We start from the raw sequence: 18125 nt of genomic DNA, 5'->3' as shown, positions 1-18125 counted from the left end.
TTAGTATGCCGGCGGCCGAGGAGGTGGCTGATTATCTAAATTTAAGAACATTTCTGGCAGGGTAAGGGTTTATAGCTCAAAAAATGAATCCATGCGGGCAATGTTTAACGGAGTGGTGCTTGCAGATACGGCATATGCAGACAATGCCGGGGCAGAGACGGTGATCGTGGAAAACCACCATTATTTTCCGCCGCAGTGCCTCGACCGGCAATACCTCCTGGCTTCGGGCAGGCGAACGGAATGTCCCTGGAAAGGGGAGATGCATTGGTGCCACGTTGTTGCAGGCGGCGAGCAACTTGAGAATGCGGCGTGGTATCATCCCGAGCCGCACGAAGCTGCCCTTGCAATCCGGAATTATGTAGCCTTTGACAGCCGCGTGGTGGTTTCCTGATTCTATGAAAAAATTTGATGCAATTGTAATCGGCGCAGGCCAGGCTGGTCTGCCCATGGCAGGGAAACTGGCAAGGGCAGGTAAAAAAACGCTTCTGGTCGAGAAAAGACGGCTTGGTGGTACCTGTATCAATGATGGCTGCACGCCCACAAAGACCCTGATTGCATCGGCTCGAATGGCACACCTGGCCAGGAACAGTGCAGCGCTGGGTATCGAAATTCCCGGTTTGAAAGTCGACTATGAGACGGTGCGTGCGCGTGCAATTGCGATCTCAGACCGCTTCCGGGCAAGCGCCACTGAAAATGCCGAAGGCACCAAAGGCCTGCGTATCTGTTATGGCGCGGCCGTGTTCCTGGAAAATAAAGTGATCGAAGTACAGCATGCAGCGGGCAGGGCAGAGCGGTTTACCGCACCGATTATTGTGATCAATACCGGGGCGAGCCCGCTGATCCCTGACATTCCTGGCATTCGCGGAGTGAATTACCTTACTTCTGAAACCGTCCTGGATCTGCAGGAGATTCCCCGGCACCTGATCATTGCCGGAGGAGGTTACATCGGCCTGGAGTATGCACAGTTATTCAGGCGTTTCGGCGCAGGGGTAACGCTGATTGAGCAGGCCGACCGCCTGCTGCCGCACGAAGATGCCGATGCCTGTGCGGTGATCAGCGAGGTCTTTCAAAAGGAGGGTATTGCCGTCATGACCGGTGCAAAGGTAACCGGTTTTCACCCTTACGGAAAGTCGCGGGTTCAGCTTACCCTGGAGGGGGAGCGCAGCGAAAGCCGGGTAACCGGCAGCCATGTTTTGCTTGCTTTTGGCCGGACGCCACAAACAGAAGGCCTTGGACTTGAAAATACAGGGATCAGGCGAGATGAGGAGGGGCATGTTCTGGTTGATGAATTTCTTGAAACAAATGTGCCCGGTGTATTTGCGCTGGGTGATGTGAAAGGAGGGCCGGCTTTTACGCACATCGCCTACAATGACCACTACCTGCTCTCCCGGCGCCTGTTGAACGGAAAAAAGCAGTCGGTGAAAGAAAGACTGCTATCATATTGCATGTTCACAGACCCGCAAATGGGTCGGGTAGGCGTGACAGAGAACGAAGCCATCCAGGCAGGACTGGACTATGCCTGCGCCAAGCTGCCCATGCGAAACGTTGCCCGTGCCATCGAAACCGGGGAAACCCAGGGGTTCATGAAGGCGATTGTTGACCGGAAAAGCAAAAAGATCTTAGGCGCAAGCATTATTGGCGAAGCCGGCGGCGAGATCATGTCGATCCTGCAAATGGCCATGATGGGCGGTCTGACCTGGGAGCAGGTGCGTTACGCGACCTTTGCGCACCCCCTGTATGCCGAATCGCTCAACAACCTGTTTATGTCGCTGAAAGAGTAGGCATGGCCGGAATACGCCGGCCATGCGCAGTGTTATAAGTTAAGCGCCAGGTACAGCAGCCCGGCCAGTACCGCGCCGATAAGCGGGCCCACAATCGGTACCCATGCATAATCCCATTCGCTGTCGCCCTTTCCTTTAATGGGCAGCAAGGCATGCGCCAGCCGCGGCCCGAAATCGCGCACGGGATTGATGGCATAACCCGTGGTGCCGCCAAGGGAAAGGCCCAGCACCCAAACCAGCAGCGCTACGGGCAAGGCGCCGATAGAGCCAAGCCCGATTGGCGTTTTTTCGGTGCCCAGTTCTGCATTTGTAAAATAAAAGATCACGAAGATGAGTACAAATGTGCCCACGATTTCGCTGAACAGGTTTGTCATTTTGTTCTTTATGGCAGGAGAGGTACAAAAACAGGCCCGTTTCAGGCCCTGGTCTGCGGTTGCATCAAAATGGTCCCGGTAAAAGAGCCATACAGTGGTGGCACCAAGGATCCCCCCTGTAAGCTGCGATAAAATATAATAAGGTACATTTTCCCACTGAAATTTCTGGGTAATGGCCAGTGCCAGCGTTACCGCCGGGTTCAGGTGCGCACCGCTGAAAGGCGCAGCCACGACCACGCCTACAAAAACGGCCATGGCCCAGGCTGTGGTGATCACGATCCAGCCGCCGCCATGGCCTTTGGTTCCGGTAAGGACCACGTTGGCGACCACGCCATTGCCGAGTAAGATGACCAGGAAAGTCCCGATCAGCTCTGCATAAAATTCATTCATTGTTGAGTTTGCTTAGGTTGCTATTCATCTGCTGCATTTGCACGGGCCGCCCTGACCGCACGGTCCCAGCCCTTGATCCGTTCCGCGTTCGGTGTATCGTCGCCGGGGTCAAAGTTGCGGTCAATTTTCCATTGCGAACCGATTTCTTCTACGCTTGACCAGAAACCGGTTGCCAGCCCGGCAAGATAAGCAGCACCAATGGCGGTCACTTCGGTAACTTCGGGCCTGATAACCTGGCATTGGAGCAGGTCGGCCTGGAATTGCATGAGCAGGTCGTTGGCGGTGGCACCCCCGTCTACACGAAGTTCCCTGATCGGTGTGCCCGCATCGGCCTCCATGGCTTTCAGTACATCGCGGGTCTGGTAGGCAATGCTCTCGAGGGCTGCCCGGGCAAAATGGGCAGCATTGGTGCCGCGGGTAATCCCTGTTATGGTGCCGCGCGCATGCTGGTCCCAGTAGGGGGCTCCGAGGCCGGCAAAAGCGGGTACAACGTAAACGCCCTGCGTATCAGGAACGGTGCTGGCCAGGCGCTCCACATCGGCCGAAGAACTGATCAGTTTAAGCTCGTCGCGCAGCCACTGCACAACGGCACCTGCTATAAAAATGCTGCCTTCCAGTGCATATGAAACGTCATTGCCGATCTTCCAGGCAATGGTGGTGAGCAGGTTGTGGGTTGACAGCCGGGGTTCATGGCCAATGTTCATCAGCATAAAGCAGCCCGTTCCGTACGTGTTTTTAACCATGCCTTTTTGGGTGCACATTTGCCCGAACAGGGCCGATTGCTGGTCGCCGGCAATCCCCGCAATGGGTATCTGGCTTGCAAAGATCTCGCCCGAGGTCTTGCAGTACACCTCGCTGGACGACTTAACAGCAGGCAGCATGCTCATGGGAATCCCAAACTTTTCAGCCATTTCGGCATCCCATTCAAGGGTGTTGATGTTGAACAGAAGCGTGCGTGAGGCGTTCGTTACGTCGGTAATGTGTTCCTGGCCGCCGGTCAGTTTCCAGATCAGCCAGCTGTCTATGGTTCCGAAAGCCAGTTTTCCGGCCTCGGCACGTTCCCGCGCACCCGGAACTTCGTCCAGCACCCATTTAATTTTAACGGCAGAAAAATAAGAATCGATAATCAGACCGGTCTTTTTCTGGATGCTTTCATTCCAGGTCTCTTTTTTAACGCTGTCGCAGTAGGCCGCCATGCGACGGTCTTGCCAGACAATGGCATTGTAGACAGGTTCACCGGTTTCGCGGTCCCATACAACTGTGGTTTCACGCTGGTTGGTAATGCCAATTGCGTTGATCTGCCTGGCCATCAGCCCTGCTTTCGAAACGGCCTCTGCCGCTACGGCAATCTGCGAGGACCAGATTTCCTGCGGATCGTGTTCGACCCAGCCGGCCTTCGGGTAATGCTGTGTAAATTCCTTTTGCGCAATGGAAACGATGTTTCCGTTTTTGTCAAATACGATCGCTCTCGAGCTGGTGGTTCCCTGGTCGAGCGACAAAATGTATTGGTCCATGGTTATTGGTTTCGGTTTAATATTTGGCTTAGTTGTAAAGGTGCTGTTCGTGCCGGAGGGCCGATTTTTTATAAAGATAGCCTTCTGCGAGTTTCGAGAAAGCCTCGGCCTGACTTTTTTGCCAGTGCTCGTCCCTGTCAAACAGTTTTCCCATGAGGGCGGCAACCGGAGCGGCCATTTCGATTGCTGCAGCGGCATCAAAAAAGAGCACGCGCAGGCGGCGCGATAAAACGTCTTCTACAGTCTCTGCCTGTTCGTTTCTGCAAATCCATTCCACCTCTGCAAGGGTGTAGGGATAGGCCGGGTGGATTGTTTGGGCCAGTTCGGGTCGCTCCCGCAGCAGCTGTTCAATGTGAGCCTTGTCTGAGCCATACACCGAAAGATGGTCTTCTTCCCGGGGTTCGGCGGCGCCGTGAACAGGCAGGCTGCGGGTTACACAGGGACCCGCTGCAAGCTGATGATTTTTAATGGCCAGGTCTACGGTTTCTTCAGCCATTTTGCGGTAGGTGGTCCACTTTCCACCCGTAATCGTAATCAGCCCGGAATCTGAAACGATCAGTTTGTGGTCCCGGCTGATCTCTTTGGTGCTCGATCCGTCTTTGTCTGAAGGGGCGGCGAGCGGCCTGAGTCCGGAAAAAACAGAAAGGATATCGCCTTCTTTTGGCTGAATATTGAAATAAGCAGCTGCAGTATTCAGAATAAAGTTCACTTCTTCGGGTAAGGCCCGGGGTTCCAGGTCGCTGTCGTTCAACGGCGTGTCTGTTGTTCCCACCAGCAGGTGCCCGTGCCATGGCACAGCAAAAAGGACACGACCGTCAGATGTTTCGGGAATCATCAGCGCCACTTCAGATTCCAGGAACCGTTTGTCCAGCACCACGTGCACGCCCTGGCTGGGCCTGACCAGCTTGGGCGCATTCGGACTGTTCATGTTGAGAATATCGTTTACAAAGACGCCGGTAGCGTTGATCACCGATTTTGCACGAATGGGATAGGTTTCGCCCGTAATAAGATCGGCCACCTCTGCACCGGCAACTTTCCCCGCAGTGTCTTTCAACAAACCGGTTGCCTTTACATACGTAGCCAATCTGGCCCCTTTTTCTGAAGCGGTTTGCGCCAGGTTAAGCGCCAGCCGTGCATCATCAAATTTACCGTCAAAATAACGTATACCGCCTTTAAGTCCTTTCGTTTTTATGCCCGGAAGCAGGCTGCTTACTTCTTTTGCCGAAAGGAACTCAGACTTGCCGAAGGTATACTTGCCTGCCAGCATGTCGTAGAATTTAAGACCAACAAGATATTTAGCTATTGCGAACCAGGAATAACAGGGAATGATAAAAGCCTCTTTTTTGACCAGGTGAGGAGCGTTTTTCTGCAACATGCCCCGCTCGTGCAAGGCGCTGTAAACCAATTTAATGTCGCCCTGGGCCAGATAACGCACCCCGCCATGAACAAGTTTTGTACTGCGGCTGGATGTTCCCTTTGCGAAATCAGATTGCTCAATCAGGATGGTTTTTAGTCCCCTCGAGGCGGCATCAACCGCTATCCCAAGCCCGGTTGCGCCGCCGCCGATAATCAATATGTCGCAACTGGCAGATCCGGAAAGGTCGAGGGGGTGATTTCTTTTCATGGTTATAAAAAAAATAAAATGAAATAATACGCAATTATAAGAAATCATTTTCGAAACATTGAACAAGCGTCCATTTATTTGAAAAATTCTTTGGAACCAACATTTATTAATTACTTTGCAAACAAATTTCAAATAAATGATCACGCTGGCAGAAAGACATCAAATAATATTAAGTAAGCTGCAAAAAGATCAATATATCAATGTCGTCGATCTTTGCAAGGAGCTCAACGTTTCGTCGGTTACAATCAGGAAGGACTTAAAATTATTAGAGGAAAAAAATCTGCTGTACCGTACGCATGGCGGCGCAACCGTGAACAATCCCTATACGGTAGACCGGCCTGTGAACGAGAAAGAGCAGATCATGTCTGCCGAGAAGAACAACATCGGCCTGCAGGCTGCCGCGTTACTTCAGGAAAACGATTCGATTGTAATCGCGTCAGGAACAACTGTTCAGGCTTTCGCACGGAACATTCCGCAAAACCTGAACATCACGGTCATTACCGCCGCACTCAACGTTGCACTCGAACTGGTCAGGAATCCGGGCATTGAAGTCATGCAACTTGGTGGACTGCTGCGTAAAAGCTCGTCTTCTGTTACCGGTATTTATGCCGAGAACGTGCTGCGCGATTTCTTTTGTACAAAACTTTTCCTGGGGGTCGATGGTATTGACCTGGAATACGGGCTTACAACAACCAATTCCATGGAGGCGCACCTGAACAGGCAGATGATCAGCTGTTCGCAGAAAACCATTGTGCTGGCAGATTCAACCAAATTCGGCAAACGTGGTTTCGGCAAGATTTGCGGGCTGGAAGAGATTGACCAGATCATCACCGATAAGGGAATTCCCGATACGGTTCTGCAGCACCTTGAGCGTTCAGGTGTGAAAGTAACACTCGTTTAAGCAAGTTCCTCTCCTGGAGCGGCCGGAAGTGTGAGCGTGAATACACTCCCCTTACCTGTTTCGCTTCTTACCACAAGCGTACCTCCGTTTAATCCTGCAAATTCGCGGCTCAACAACAAACCCAGGCCGGTACCGATTTCGGCAGCCGTGCCTTTCTGGCTAATGCTGGCCGGTGTGAAGAGCTTTTCAAGCCGGTCGGCCGGAATGCCAACACCCGTATCGGCCACCTCGAAGAAGACATGACCGGATGCATCGCGCCCGCAGTTCAGGCTGACCAGGCCGCCCGGCTGTGTAAATTTCAAGGCGTTGCTGAGCAGGTTCCTGATCACAAACTCAAAATGGTCAGGATCCGCAAAAATAACAGGCGCCCAGGAGAGGCCGGCCACATGGTTCTCGACTGAAATGTTCTTGTCTTCTGCCTGGTCGGCTACGATTGCAACGTTCCGTTCGATGATGGCCTGCGGGTCGAAGCGCTTCGGATTCAACCTCAGTCCCTTGATCTGCATTTCGCCCCAGCGCAGCAAATTGTTCAACGTTTCCAGCGAGGCGTTACATTTGATGGATAATTTATGCACCAGTTCCTTCCGTTCTTCTGTGGTAAGGCTATCATCATTGATCAGGAAAAGCAGGTTTACAATTGATGCGAACGGCGCACGCAGGTCATGCCCCAGTACCGAAAACAATTTATCCTTGACTGCATTCAGTGCAGTAAGTTCACGGTTCAGGCCCCGCACGCGGTAAAAATAAAAGGCGAGGATAACAAAAAGGGTAAGAATCGCGCCTGCCGCCGCAAGTGTTACTGTCTGCTGCAGGTTCTTGCGGCTGTTGAGCAAACGCAATTCCCGTACCTGTGCGTCAGATTTCTCTTTTTCATAGACCGCGGTCAGGTTAGCAATGCGTTGTCCGGCAGAGCGGTAATACAGGCTGTCGGCCAGGGCATATCCTTTTTCTGTCAGGCTGAGGGCCTTGTTGTAGTCTCCACGGGTTTTGTAAAAATTACCCATTGCTGCGTAAATGTCGATCTGCTGCCTGATTGCCCCCTTGCTTGCGGCCAGTTTAAGCGCCTTGTCCAGGTACTGCAGCTGCATGGCCGGCTCGGCTTTGTAATTTTCGGCAAGACCGCGAAGCGTCTGTAATTCACGCAGGTAGTTCTTCATATCGCGCGATGTTTTCAATGCTTCCAGCTGGAAAGTTATTGCGCGCTGGCGGTTGCCGGTTTTTTCATAAACGGCAGCCAGCGTGTTGAGCAGGGTGATGTGAAGGCCGGCAAACTTTTTTTCTTTGCTTAACGCCAGGCCTTTGCGCAGGTAATGCTCCGCCCGGGCGGTCGAGTCCAGCCCGGCGTATGCAGAACCGAAATTGGTGTACATGTTCAGGGTAATGCTTGACATGGGCGCCTTTCGTGCAGCCTGTTCAGCGAGCTTGAGGTAGGAAAGTGCGTCGCCAAACGATTTACGGGCTATGTAAACCTCGCTGATGGTATTATAGGCTTCGACAATTCCCTGGTAATCGGCCAGTTTCTCGCTGATGGCCAAAGCCGCCAGGAACCGGCCCATCGCCTTGTCATAATTGCCTTTGCGCAATTCGACCACCCCGATCCGGACCAGGATGCTGGCTTCGCCTTTTTTATCGCCCGCACGGCGGAAGAGCGACAGGGCCCGGTTGTACTTCTCGCGCGCCTCATCAGGCATACCGAGGTTGTCGTCGACCATGCCGAGTTGTTTCAGCATGCCGGCCATGCCGGCCAGGTTGCCCTGATTTTCAAACACGAGCAAAGCCTCCTGCGCGAGCAGGATTGCTGAGTCAGGCTTGTAATACCTGTAAAATCCGATCCTTTCCTCATATGCAGCCCTGCTTTTTTCCTGTACCTGCGCCAAGGCAGTGGCCATGCCGGACATAAAGAACAGCGCAAAAAAGGCAGGCAGGAAAAGCAGTCCGGACTTCATTTTGAGGCGCAAAGATACGGATCAATTGTTCACGCTTGTATGTTTTATGATATGTGAGGCAGGTTTTCGCAATCGCTTTACGTAACAATTTCCTTAACACAAGGCCGCCCGGGCTAAATTGTCTATTTTTAACAACAAGGCAAGCTTTAAGGCATCTATGACAAAATACTACGGTATCCTTCTTTTATTATTGATTGCTGGCACACTCCATGCACAGCAGGTACGGCCAGCTCCGGCAGCGGGTATATTTAAAGAAATCAGGCAGCTGAAAAAAATGACACGGGTACTTTACCTTGCGGCGCATCCTGACGATGAGAACACCGGACTGCTTTCCTGGCTGGTCAACGAAGCTAATGCAAACACGGCTTACCTGTCGCTGACCAGGGGCGATGGCGGACAGAATTTGCTGGGAAGCGAGCAGGGCCCCGCGCTGGGTTTAATCAGAACATACGAACTGCTTGAGGCACGCAAACTTGATGGGGCAGGCCAGTTCTTTACAAGGGTGATTGATTTTGGCTTTTCCAAGAACCCGGAAGACACCTTCAGGCAGTGGGACCGAGATGCGGTTACCGCTGATGTTGTGCGCGTGATCAGGCAATTTCGCCCTGACGTTATCATATGCCGGTTCCCGCCTACAGCCGCAGCAGGCCATGGGCAACACACCGCATCGGCCATTCTTGCCGAGGATGCTTTCCGTGCGGCGGCAGATTCCCGGAGATACCCTGAGCAGCTAAAAACCCTTGGCATATGGCAGGCGAAAAGACTGCTATGGAATACTTTCCGGTTTGGAACTACAAATACAACAGACGAAAGCCAGCTGAAAATAACGGCGGGCCAGTACGATCCGCTGTTGGGGCTGGGTTATGGCGAACTTGCCGGCCTGAGCAGGAGCCTGCACAAGAGCCAGGGCGCGGGAACGCAGTCTGTAGCCGGCAAACGTACCGAATACTTTGTGCATGTAGCGGGTGAACGGGCGGCATCTGGCCTTTTCGATGGAATTAAACAAGGCTGGGAACGTATCGGGCAGCCGGCCATTGATACGGAGATCGGGACCATCCTCAAACAATACGATTTTAACCGACCCGAGGCCAGCTTGCCCGCACTGTTTACGTTACGGAAACGCCTGGCGGCGCTGAAGCAAGGGCCTGACTTGGCTGAAAAGCGTGCATCGCTTGACCGGATCATTTTACACTGCGCCGGCCTGATGGCCGAGGCTGTGACAGACCGGCCTGAAGCGGTGCCCGGCCAGAAATTGCCTTTCAGGCTTAACCTGGTACAGCGCGCAGCCGTGCCTGTAAGCCTGGAGCAGCTTACCTGGCCCGGGCAGGACACCGGCAAACCAGCACGGAATCTGCCCGCCGACTCGCTCTTTACCTTACATGCAGACTTCACACTTCCGGCAGCGCTGCCGCCAACAACGCCGTTCTGGCTAAAGGAGCCACCCGAGACGCCATCGCGTTTTAAGGTGGCAAATGAACAGCTCATCGGCAAAGCCATCAATGAAGATGTGCCCGCAGTAAGGATCGAGCTGCGTATAGGCGGAGAACATGTTGACCTGGACGTTCCGCTGTCCTATAAAAAACTGGATCCTGTTCGCGGCGATGTGGTAGAGCCTTTGCGTATCGTACCGGGGTTTGACCTTGCCTTTGCCCAGCCGCTCTACATACAGCGCGGCGAGGCCGTTTTACAAACCCGAATACGGATCACGGCCAGACAGGCGCTTGAAAACGGTCTGTTAGAGGTGAACTGCGGGGGCAAAACGCTGGCCAGCCTGACGGGGATCAACATCGACGCGGGGCGCGATACGCTCCTGGATATTCCTGTAAAAGCTGCAGGCCTGCCTGCGGCTGCTGAAAAAGGACTGGTTATGTATGCAGCCATTACTGATCGCAGTGGCAGACAATATGACCGTACGCAGCAGCTGATCAATTACAGTCACCTGCCAGTGCTGCAATATTTTGTTCCTGCCTCGGCACGTCTGGTGCGCGCCGACCTGAAGGTTGCAGTCACCAAAATCGGCTACATAGAGGGCGCCGGAGATCTAACTGCCGATTTTATGCGTGTGGCGGGACTCGAGGTCACGGTGCTGAAAGAAAGTGACATCAGCAACCTGGCCCGGCTGGCCGCCTTCGATGCAATTGTTACAGGGGTCCGTGCGGTCAATGCTGAACGGCGCATGGCAGCCTGGATGCCGCAGCTGCTTCGTTATGTTGAAGCGGGTGGCACGCTGGTTATGCAGTACAACACATTGCAGGATATGTCTACCCGGCAACTGGGACCCTATCCCATTACACTCAGCTCAACCCGGGTAACCGAAGAGAACAGTCCCGTTAGCCTGACCAGCCCCGGCCATCCGCTGCTTAATTTCCCGAATAAGATCGGCCCGGAAGATTTCGCGGGCTGGGTACAGGAACGCGGCGCTTATTTTCCGGGGTCCTGGGACGAGCGGTACCAGCCCATTCTGGCCATGAACGACTCCGGTGAACAACCTTCAGGCGGTTCCGTGCTTTATACCAGATTCGGCAAGGGCCATTATATTTACAGCCCGCTGGCATTTTTCAGGCAGCTTCCTGCCGGAAATCCGGGAGCGGCACGTTTATTTTTTAATTTTTTATCTGCAGGCCGGAAATGAGCAAGACAAACTGGAACCGCTGGTACTTTCTGCTGATCGCCTTTCTGGTGATTCAGATCATTGCATACGCTGTTTTTACCCGATACTGGTCATGAGCGCAATAGATTGGTTAGTCCTGGTGCTTACGCTGATCGTGGTGGTGGTCTATGGCGTTTACAAAGGAAGGGGGCAAAAGGATGTCAATTCATACCTGATGGCAGACAGACAAATGCCCTGGTACATCGTACTGCTGGGCATCATGGCCACGCAGGCAAGCGCCATCACTTTTCTTTCCGCACCAGGCCAGGCTTATACTGACGGTATGCGGTTTGTGCAGTACTACTTCGGCCTGCCAATAGCCATGGTCGTCATCGCTGCGACTTTTATACCCATATTTCAGCGGCTGAACGTATATACAGCCTATGAATACCTGGAGCAGCGGTTCGACCGCAAAACCCGTGTGCTTACGAGTGTTCTTTTCCTGCTCTCGCGGGGTCTTTCGACCGGGATAAGCATTTATGCGCCCAGTATTATCCTTTCTTCGGTATTGGGATGGAACATCTATCTGACGAATGTGCTGACCGGCGGCCTGCTGCTGATCTATACCTATACCGGCGGCGCCAAGGCTGTGGCCCACACCCAAAAGGTCCAGTTCCTGATCATCCTCGCAGCTATGGTCTTCACTGGCTTTCTATTGGTGCAAGGCATGCCGGAAGGCGCGTCGTTCGGTGATTCGTTATACCTTGCCGGAAAGTCCGGCAAATTGAATGTGATTACCACCACCTTTGACTGGAAAGACAAATACAATATCTGGAGCGGGCTGATCGGCGGATTTTTCCTCGCGCTTTCCTACTTCGGGACGGACCAGAGCCAGGTAGGGAGGTACATTACCGCCAAAAATACCGATGCGGGAAAAACCGGATTGCTGTTAAACGGCCTCGTAAAAATACCGATGCAGTTTGGCATTTTGTTGCTCGGGGCGCTGTTGTTTTCCTTCTTTGCCTTACGGCCGGCACCAGTGTATTTTAACGAACAGGCCTACGGAAGTTTCAAAGAAAAGTACCCGGCCGAAGCGCAGGCATTCGAAAAGCGGCATAATGCTTTAGAAGAAGAGTTTCAGAAAAGATCGCGGATGCTGCTGGCAAAACGCCATGCCGGCAACCCCGAGCAGCAGCTGGTAGTGGTAGGCTACCGGGAGGCGCAGCAGCAACTTCAGAACCTCCGCAAAGAGGTGGAAACGGCCATCAACGATAAAAAGGTCAGCGCAGATACCACAGACACAAACTACATCTTCCTTTATTTTGTAAAAAACAACTTGCCTGTGGGCATGATCGGGTTGCTGTTCGCCATCATCTTCCTGGCCTCATGGGGCTCGATCTCCGCTGCGCTCAATTCTCTGGCCTCCTGTTCGCTGAAAGACATTCACTATCCCGGTAACAAAGGTGCTGCGCTCAGCCAGGAGCAGGAATTGCTGCACGGGCGGCTCCATACACTTTTCTGGGGCCTGTTCTCGATCGGGGTGGCCATGTTTGCAACGCAAATGGGTTCCCTGATTGAAGCAGTAAACATCCTCGGGTCGCTTTTTTACGGGCCGATACTCGGAATTTTCCTGGTCGCATTTTACATGAAGCGCATCAATGGCACCTCAGTCTTCGGCGCTGCCGTGCTGGCTGAATTGCTCGTTGTGGGCGTTTGGCTCTTTGATGTGGTATCTTTTCTTTGGCTGAATGTGATCGGAGCGCTTGCGGTGATACTTTTCGCGCTGGCGATCAGGCTGTTTTTACATGGCGATAAAGCAGAAGGATCTGCTGTTAGCTAGCGGTCCCAATCGGCGGTATGCAGGGTTTCTCTGGTGAGAAACCCGCTTGCTAACGCCTTGGGCGGTAGGGCTTGCTGATCATGCCGGAGCACGGCTTGTGTTAATCGGCCTGAGCCGGGATACCGCACATGGTAGCGGCCGGCCAGGTTGAGCCGCCTGTACCGGCCACGCCCAATATTCTTTTAAGGACCGCCTTAGGCGCGCAAAAAAACAGGCGGAACAACGTTCCGCCTGTTTATGTTTTCAATAGGTTTTAGTAGGGTGCGGTGCTTAAGCTTTGGGCCAGTCGTTTTCGTGCTCGGCGTTACCGAGTTTCAATTTCCTGGCAGAAACCACGAAGCTAAGCGTCATGGGTGTATTGTCGTTTACGGCAATACCTTCATTGTATTGAATAATGTATCCGTCTTCGAATGTAAGCTCTTTCATTTTAGCGTCTTCGTCTCCTTTTTTGAAAACGATTGTGCCAGAAAGCGGTTTATATTGGTTATTAACCATTGACTCGATGACCGATGTGTCTTCGGTAGACTCCACTTCAATGTGGATGGTACCGCCATACACGCCTGATGAAGGGCGGCCTTTGGCATCTACGTCGCGGTTAAGGGAAAAATTACATTGTAATACGTCGAATTCTTTAGACCCGAGGGTCAATCTGGTTTTAAAAGCCATGATGATAAATATTAAATAGGTAAGGCAGCGGTGCTGCAATCAGTTAATTCTTGTAAACGCTTGTGTTAAGCTTTTGGCCAGTCGTTTACATGTTCGGCATTGCCCAGTTTCAGTGAGCGCGCTGAGATCTGGAACTTCAGGGTCATGGGATGATCGCCCACGATGTTAATTCCTTCGGCATACTTCACGATGTAGCCGTCCTGAAAATTGAGTTCCTTCATCTTGGCGTCTTCCTCTGTCTTTTTGATGAGCAGGGTACCTTGAATGGGTTTGTACTGATTGTTGACCATCGCCTCGATAATAGAGGTGTCTTCAGTAGATTCGATTTCGACATCGATTGTTCCGCCGTATACGCCCGAAGAGGGTCTGCCCTTGGCGTCAACGTCGCGGTTGAGGGAGTAGGCACAATGGAGCACATCGTACTCCTTGCCCGAAAAGTTTAATCTTGCTTTGAAAGCCATAACTTTTGGTTTAATATAAGTAAATAAATAAGGACTCGCGCACCCGGGGTGCAGCGATTATTCAACGTCAAACAGTTTGCCGTTATTGTTGAAGCCGATCTCTTTCTAGCGACCGTTTTTCTGGACACAATTAGTTCCTGCGAGCGTAAACGCAGATTTTTGCCAGGCGCTGTGGAAAACTTTCATGAGATTTTGTGAATTGTAACCATCACAATGAACTGATTCCTATACAGATGTGCATATTTAAGCAGACAAACTGACCGGCCCGTAGCCAAAAGAATACAGATTGAAAATAAATTTCTATTTATTCTATAGACTTTATATATTTGTGTTGTTGACGTTAAACGAGCGAAAGGAAAAAACTATGAAACTGGTAACAGACCGCATACAAAAAGGAGAGATAACGCCCCGCATTACATTGATCGGCGCCGGCCCGGGCGATCCCGACCTGCTGACCATTAAAGGAATGAGGGCATTGAACACCGCCGACGTTGTCTTGTACGACGCGCTGGTTAACGAAGCGCTGCTGAATTATGCGCCGGAATCGGCCGTGAAAGTATTCATCGGCAAGCCGACCGATGACGAGGCGTTTTCACAAAAATCGGTCAATAAACTGATTATCGACTATGCCCTGAATTTCGGGCATGTGGTCAGGTTAAAAAGCGGAGACCCGTTCTTTTTTGCAAGGGGTTACGAAGAAATCGACTTCGCCGAATCATACAGCATCCCTTCAGAGATCATCCCCGGCATATCCAGCGCCACCGGTGCTCCAAGCCTGCAAAAGATCCCGATGATCCATAAGGGACTGAGCGAAAGCTTCTGGGCGGTGAGCGGCAGTGATGCCCGGGGCAACCTTTCGGCCGATCTCAGGAAAGCGGCCGCAAGCGATGCGACCGTTGTCGTACTGAATGGTCTGGACAGGGTAGCGGAAATTGCTGCGGTATTTCAGTCACATGGCAAAAACCGGCTGCCTGTTGCTGTGATCGAAAATGGTTCCACACCAGCCGAGCGGGTGGTGGTAGGTGTAGCAGACACCATTGCCGAACTGGTCGAAGAGAAGAAAATCGCGGCGCCTGCCTTGCTCGTGTTTGGCGCAGTCGTTTCCCTGCATCCTCAGTTTCAGCCCATTCGCGATTTTTATGAGCTGATCGCCAACGAAGGGGCCTACTAACCGGGCGGCATCACTGTTTGTCATTTGATTCAATATTTGTTTTTATAAAATGAACCAGGCGCAAATTGCCTGGTTTTTTTATGCCCGGTTCTGAAACTGAACCGCCCCGGGCGTTGTTTGGAAAGCATAAAACTATTAGTAACTTGACGCCATTATCTACACCTGAAATTGAATGGAAATTATACATGTAAGTGCCGAATGCTACCCGGTAGCAAAGGTTGGCGGTCTCGCCGATGTGGTTGGCGCCTTACCCAAATACCAGTGCCGGCTGGGGCATTTTGCCAAAGTTGTCATGCCTGCTTACCAGACCCGCTTTGTACAGGAGAATGAATTTGATGTTGTCTATGAGTCTTGGGTACGCCTGGGTCGCAACGATTACCCGTTTCGGGTACTCCACGAAAGATCAAATAAACTGGGTTTCGATTTATTCCTGGTTCATATCAGCGGCCTGCTTGACCGTGAGGGTATTTACGGGTATGCAGATGATACCGAACGCTTTTTCGCATTTCAGATAGCGGTTCTTGACTGGATCGTTCAGTGGGAGCACCGGCCCGATGTGCTGCACTGCCACGACCACCATGCAGGCCTGGTTCCATTCATGACGGCCCATTGTTTTAAATACAGGCAATTGTCACAGGTCCCAACAGTGCTGACCATTCACAACGCACAATACCAGGGGCAGTTTGGCTACAATAAATTGCATTATATGCCGCCCTTCGACTCCTGGAAAGCGGGAGAACTGGACTGGGATGGCGATATTAATCCGCTGGCTTCGGCCATCAAGTGTGCCTGGCGTGTCACTACAGTTTCGCCCAGCTACCTGGATGAACTGGGACACGGAGCCCGTGGTCTTGAAAGTTTGCTGCGCGCCGAGCGTGGGAAATCGCATGGCATCCTCAACGGGATCGACAACGAGGTCTGGGACCCGCAGACAGACCCCATGCTGGTTAAAAAATACGCGCACCGCACAGTAGAATCAGGCAAGCGCTTAAACAAAGAGGCCCTTTGCCGTGTTTTTGAACTAAACCCTGATCATCCGTTGTTCGTTTTTGTCGGCAGGCTGGTTGAAGAAAAAGGCGCAGACCTGCTGCCTGAGATTTTCTACAACGCCATTCAGCAAAGTGAACGAAAGATCAGCGTGCTGGTGCTTGGATCGGGCAACGGGGATACGGAACACCGCCTTTCAGAACTGAAGAACTTGTTTCCGGGCATATACAACACTTATATCGGGTACAATGAGCAGTTGTCGCACCAGATGTATGCAGGTGCAGATTTCCTGCTCATGCCCTCGCGGGTAGAGCCCTGCGGCCTGAACCAGATGTACGCGCTTCGGTACGGAACTGTTCCGGTGGTACGCCGAATAGGCGGCCTGAAAGATACTGTGATCGATATAGGCGATAACGGCTTCGGCATTTGTCATGACCAAACGAGTGCCTGGGATGTAGAGCGGGCCATTCAGCGGGCGCGCGAGCTGTATGATAACAAAAAGCTGTTTAAGCAGGTGCGCAAATACATGATGCAGCTTGACCATTCCTGGGACCGTGCTGCTCAGGATTATATAGATTTATACGATATAAAATAAAATACGATGACAGATAAAGTTCTGGGTGTAATTCTTGGCGGTGGCCAGGGATCCCGACTATCCCCGCTTACCCAAACGCGCTCCAAGCCGGCCGTTCCCATTGCAGGTAAATACCGCCTGGTAGATATCCCGATCTCCAACTGCCTGAACTCGGGTATACACCGCATGTTCGTGCTGACCCAGTTTAATTCTGCATCGCTGAACAAACACATTAAAAACACCTATCACTTCAGCCACTTCAGTACAGCATTTGTCGATATTCTCGCAGCTGAGCAAACCGTGGAAAACGCAGCCTGGTTCCAGGGGACGGCAGATGCGGTCAGGCAGTGTATGCACCACATCGTGAACCACGAGTTTGACTACATCCTGATCCTCTCGGGCGACCAACTGTACCAGATGGACTTTCAGACGATGATCGATGCGCACATCGCCGCTTCGGCCGAAATCACCATTGCCACAATCCCTGTTACTGCAAAAGATGCCACAGATTTTGGTATCCTGAAAGCCGATGAGTCGCAGATGATCACCTCGTTCATCGAAAAACCTAAAACCGGGCTCGAAGATTGGGTTTCTGATACCGGCGAGACCATGCATGAAGAGGGACGTGATTTCCTCGCCTCGATGGGTATTTACGTCTTTAACCGCGACTTCCTGATCAAAATACTGGACGAAAATCCCGAAGAAAAAGATTTTGGCAAAGAGATCCTGCCAAGGGCCATCCGGTCAAACCGGGTGCTGAGCTTCCAGTACGAAGGTTACTGGACCGATATCGGTAACATCTCGTCGTTCTTTGAGGCCAACCTCGGGCTCACCGACGCCATTCCTAAGTTTAACCTGTTTGACAGTACCCACACTATTTTTACGCGCGGCAGAATGCTGCCACCCTCGAAAATTTCGGGAACGACCCTGGTCAAAACTGTGATTGCCGAAGGCTGTATCATTCATGCTTCGAAAGTTGAGCATGCGGTCCTGGGTATCCGGTCGCGTATCGGAAGCGAAACAACCATCATGAACGCGTACATCATGGGCAGTGACCGTTACCAGACCCTTGAAGAAATTCAACAGGACATCGACGCCGAAAAACCATTGATCGGCATTGGCGACCGCTGTTACATTCAGAATGCCATTGTAGATAAAAACTGCCGAATCGGCAATGATGTAAGCATCAGCGGCGGTGCGCACCTGGAAGATGGCGACTTTGGCCTCTACGCCGTTAAGGATGGCATCGTTGTGGTTAAAAAAGGAGCGCTGATTCCAAGCGGAACGGTTATTTAAGCTTTTAAAA

The 18125-nt window shown here is 52.1% G+C and carries 14 protein-coding genes; 8 read left to right on the top strand and 6 right to left on the bottom strand.

Features of this window, described 5'->3' with window-relative positions; all coding sequences use genetic code 11:
- Positions 1–91: 91 nt before the first annotated feature.
- The gene (locus tag C7T94_RS15365; RefSeq protein WP_107216294.1) at positions 92–391 is read left to right on the top strand and encodes a DUF427 domain-containing protein; all 300 of its coding nucleotides are present in this window, start codon (positions 92–94) and stop codon (positions 389–391) included.
- Positions 392–395: 4 nt separating this feature from the next.
- Entirely contained in the window at positions 396–1781 is a 1386-nt protein-coding gene (locus C7T94_RS15360) for a mercuric reductase (protein WP_107216293.1), read from the top strand.
- Between the two features lie 32 nt (positions 1782–1813).
- Here C7T94_RS15360 and C7T94_RS15355 read toward each other — a convergent pair whose 3' ends face one another.
- From C7T94_RS15355 to C7T94_RS15345, 3 genes are read right to left on the bottom strand one after another with little or no spacing between them, the layout of a single operon-like run.
- Positions 1814–2545 (bottom strand): MIP/aquaporin family protein, encoded by a 732-nt coding sequence (locus C7T94_RS15355; RefSeq protein WP_107216292.1) that lies wholly within the window; start codon positions 2543–2545, stop codon positions 1814–1816.
- A 20-nt stretch (positions 2546–2565) separates the two neighbouring features.
- Entirely contained in the window at positions 2566–4059 is a 1494-nt protein-coding gene (glpK, locus tag C7T94_RS15350; protein WP_107216291.1) for a glycerol kinase GlpK, read from the bottom strand.
- Positions 4060–4087: 28 nt separating this feature from the next.
- Positions 4088–5683 (bottom strand): glycerol-3-phosphate dehydrogenase/oxidase, encoded by a 1596-nt coding sequence (locus C7T94_RS15345; RefSeq protein WP_107216770.1) that lies wholly within the window; start codon positions 5681–5683, stop codon positions 4088–4090.
- Positions 5684–5819: 136 nt separating this feature from the next.
- Between C7T94_RS15345 and C7T94_RS15340 the strand changes: the two genes are divergently transcribed.
- Positions 5820–6584, top strand: coding sequence for a DeoR/GlpR family DNA-binding transcription regulator (locus C7T94_RS15340; RefSeq protein ID WP_204353306.1), 765 nt, complete (start codon positions 5820–5822; stop codon positions 6582–6584).
- Here C7T94_RS15340 and C7T94_RS15335 read toward each other — a convergent pair.
- A complete protein-coding gene (locus C7T94_RS15335) occupies positions 6581–8473 on the bottom strand; it encodes a tetratricopeptide repeat-containing sensor histidine kinase (protein ID WP_162618728.1) in 1893 nt (630 codons plus the stop codon). The two genes, C7T94_RS15340 and C7T94_RS15335, sit on opposite strands and share 4 nt — an antisense overlap.
- Before the next feature lie 214 nt (positions 8474–8687).
- Between C7T94_RS15335 and C7T94_RS15330 the strand changes: the two genes are divergently transcribed.
- Together C7T94_RS15330 and C7T94_RS15325 are read left to right on the top strand one after the other, a co-directional pair.
- Positions 8688–11162, top strand: coding sequence for a PIG-L family deacetylase (locus C7T94_RS15330; protein ID WP_107216289.1), 2475 nt, complete (start codon positions 8688–8690; stop codon positions 11160–11162).
- A gap of 91 nt (positions 11163–11253) precedes the next feature.
- Positions 11254–12960 (top strand): sodium:solute symporter family protein, encoded by a 1707-nt coding sequence (locus C7T94_RS15325; protein WP_107216288.1) that lies wholly within the window; start codon positions 11254–11256, stop codon positions 12958–12960.
- 270 nt (positions 12961–13230) lie between these two features.
- On the opposite strand, the gene tssD (C7T94_RS15320) is transcribed toward C7T94_RS15325, so the two are convergent.
- Together tssD (C7T94_RS15320) and tssD (C7T94_RS15315) are read right to left on the bottom strand one after the other, a co-directional pair.
- Positions 13231–13626, bottom strand: coding sequence for a type VI secretion system tube protein TssD (gene tssD / locus C7T94_RS15320; RefSeq protein ID WP_107216766.1), 396 nt, complete (start codon positions 13624–13626; stop codon positions 13231–13233).
- 65 nt (positions 13627–13691) lie between these two features.
- Positions 13692–14087, bottom strand: coding sequence for a type VI secretion system tube protein TssD (gene tssD, locus C7T94_RS15315; RefSeq protein WP_107216287.1), 396 nt, complete (start codon positions 14085–14087; stop codon positions 13692–13694).
- A gap of 364 nt (positions 14088–14451) precedes the next feature.
- On the opposite strand from tssD (C7T94_RS15315), the gene cobA reads away from it, so the two are divergent.
- From cobA to C7T94_RS15300, 3 genes are all read left to right on the top strand, one after another.
- Positions 14452–15258 (top strand): uroporphyrinogen-III C-methyltransferase, encoded by an 807-nt coding sequence (cobA, locus tag C7T94_RS15310; RefSeq protein ID WP_107216286.1) that lies wholly within the window; start codon positions 14452–14454, stop codon positions 15256–15258.
- A gap of 172 nt (positions 15259–15430) precedes the next feature.
- Positions 15431–16840: a glycogen synthase gene (locus C7T94_RS15305; RefSeq protein WP_107216285.1), complete on the top strand. Its 1410-nt coding sequence runs from the start codon at positions 15431–15433 to the stop codon at positions 16838–16840.
- A gap of 6 nt (positions 16841–16846) precedes the next feature.
- Positions 16847–18115, top strand: coding sequence for a glucose-1-phosphate adenylyltransferase (locus C7T94_RS15300; protein ID WP_107216284.1), 1269 nt, complete (start codon positions 16847–16849; stop codon positions 18113–18115).
- The last annotated feature ends 10 nt before the right edge of the window (positions 18116–18125 follow it).

The organism is Pedobacter yulinensis (assembly GCF_003029735.1).
Lineage (GTDB): Bacteria > Bacteroidota > Bacteroidia > Sphingobacteriales > Sphingobacteriaceae > Pedobacter > Pedobacter yulinensis.
Note: the sequence above shows the minus strand (reverse complement) of the source record. Positions and strands in the feature narration are given on the sequence as shown.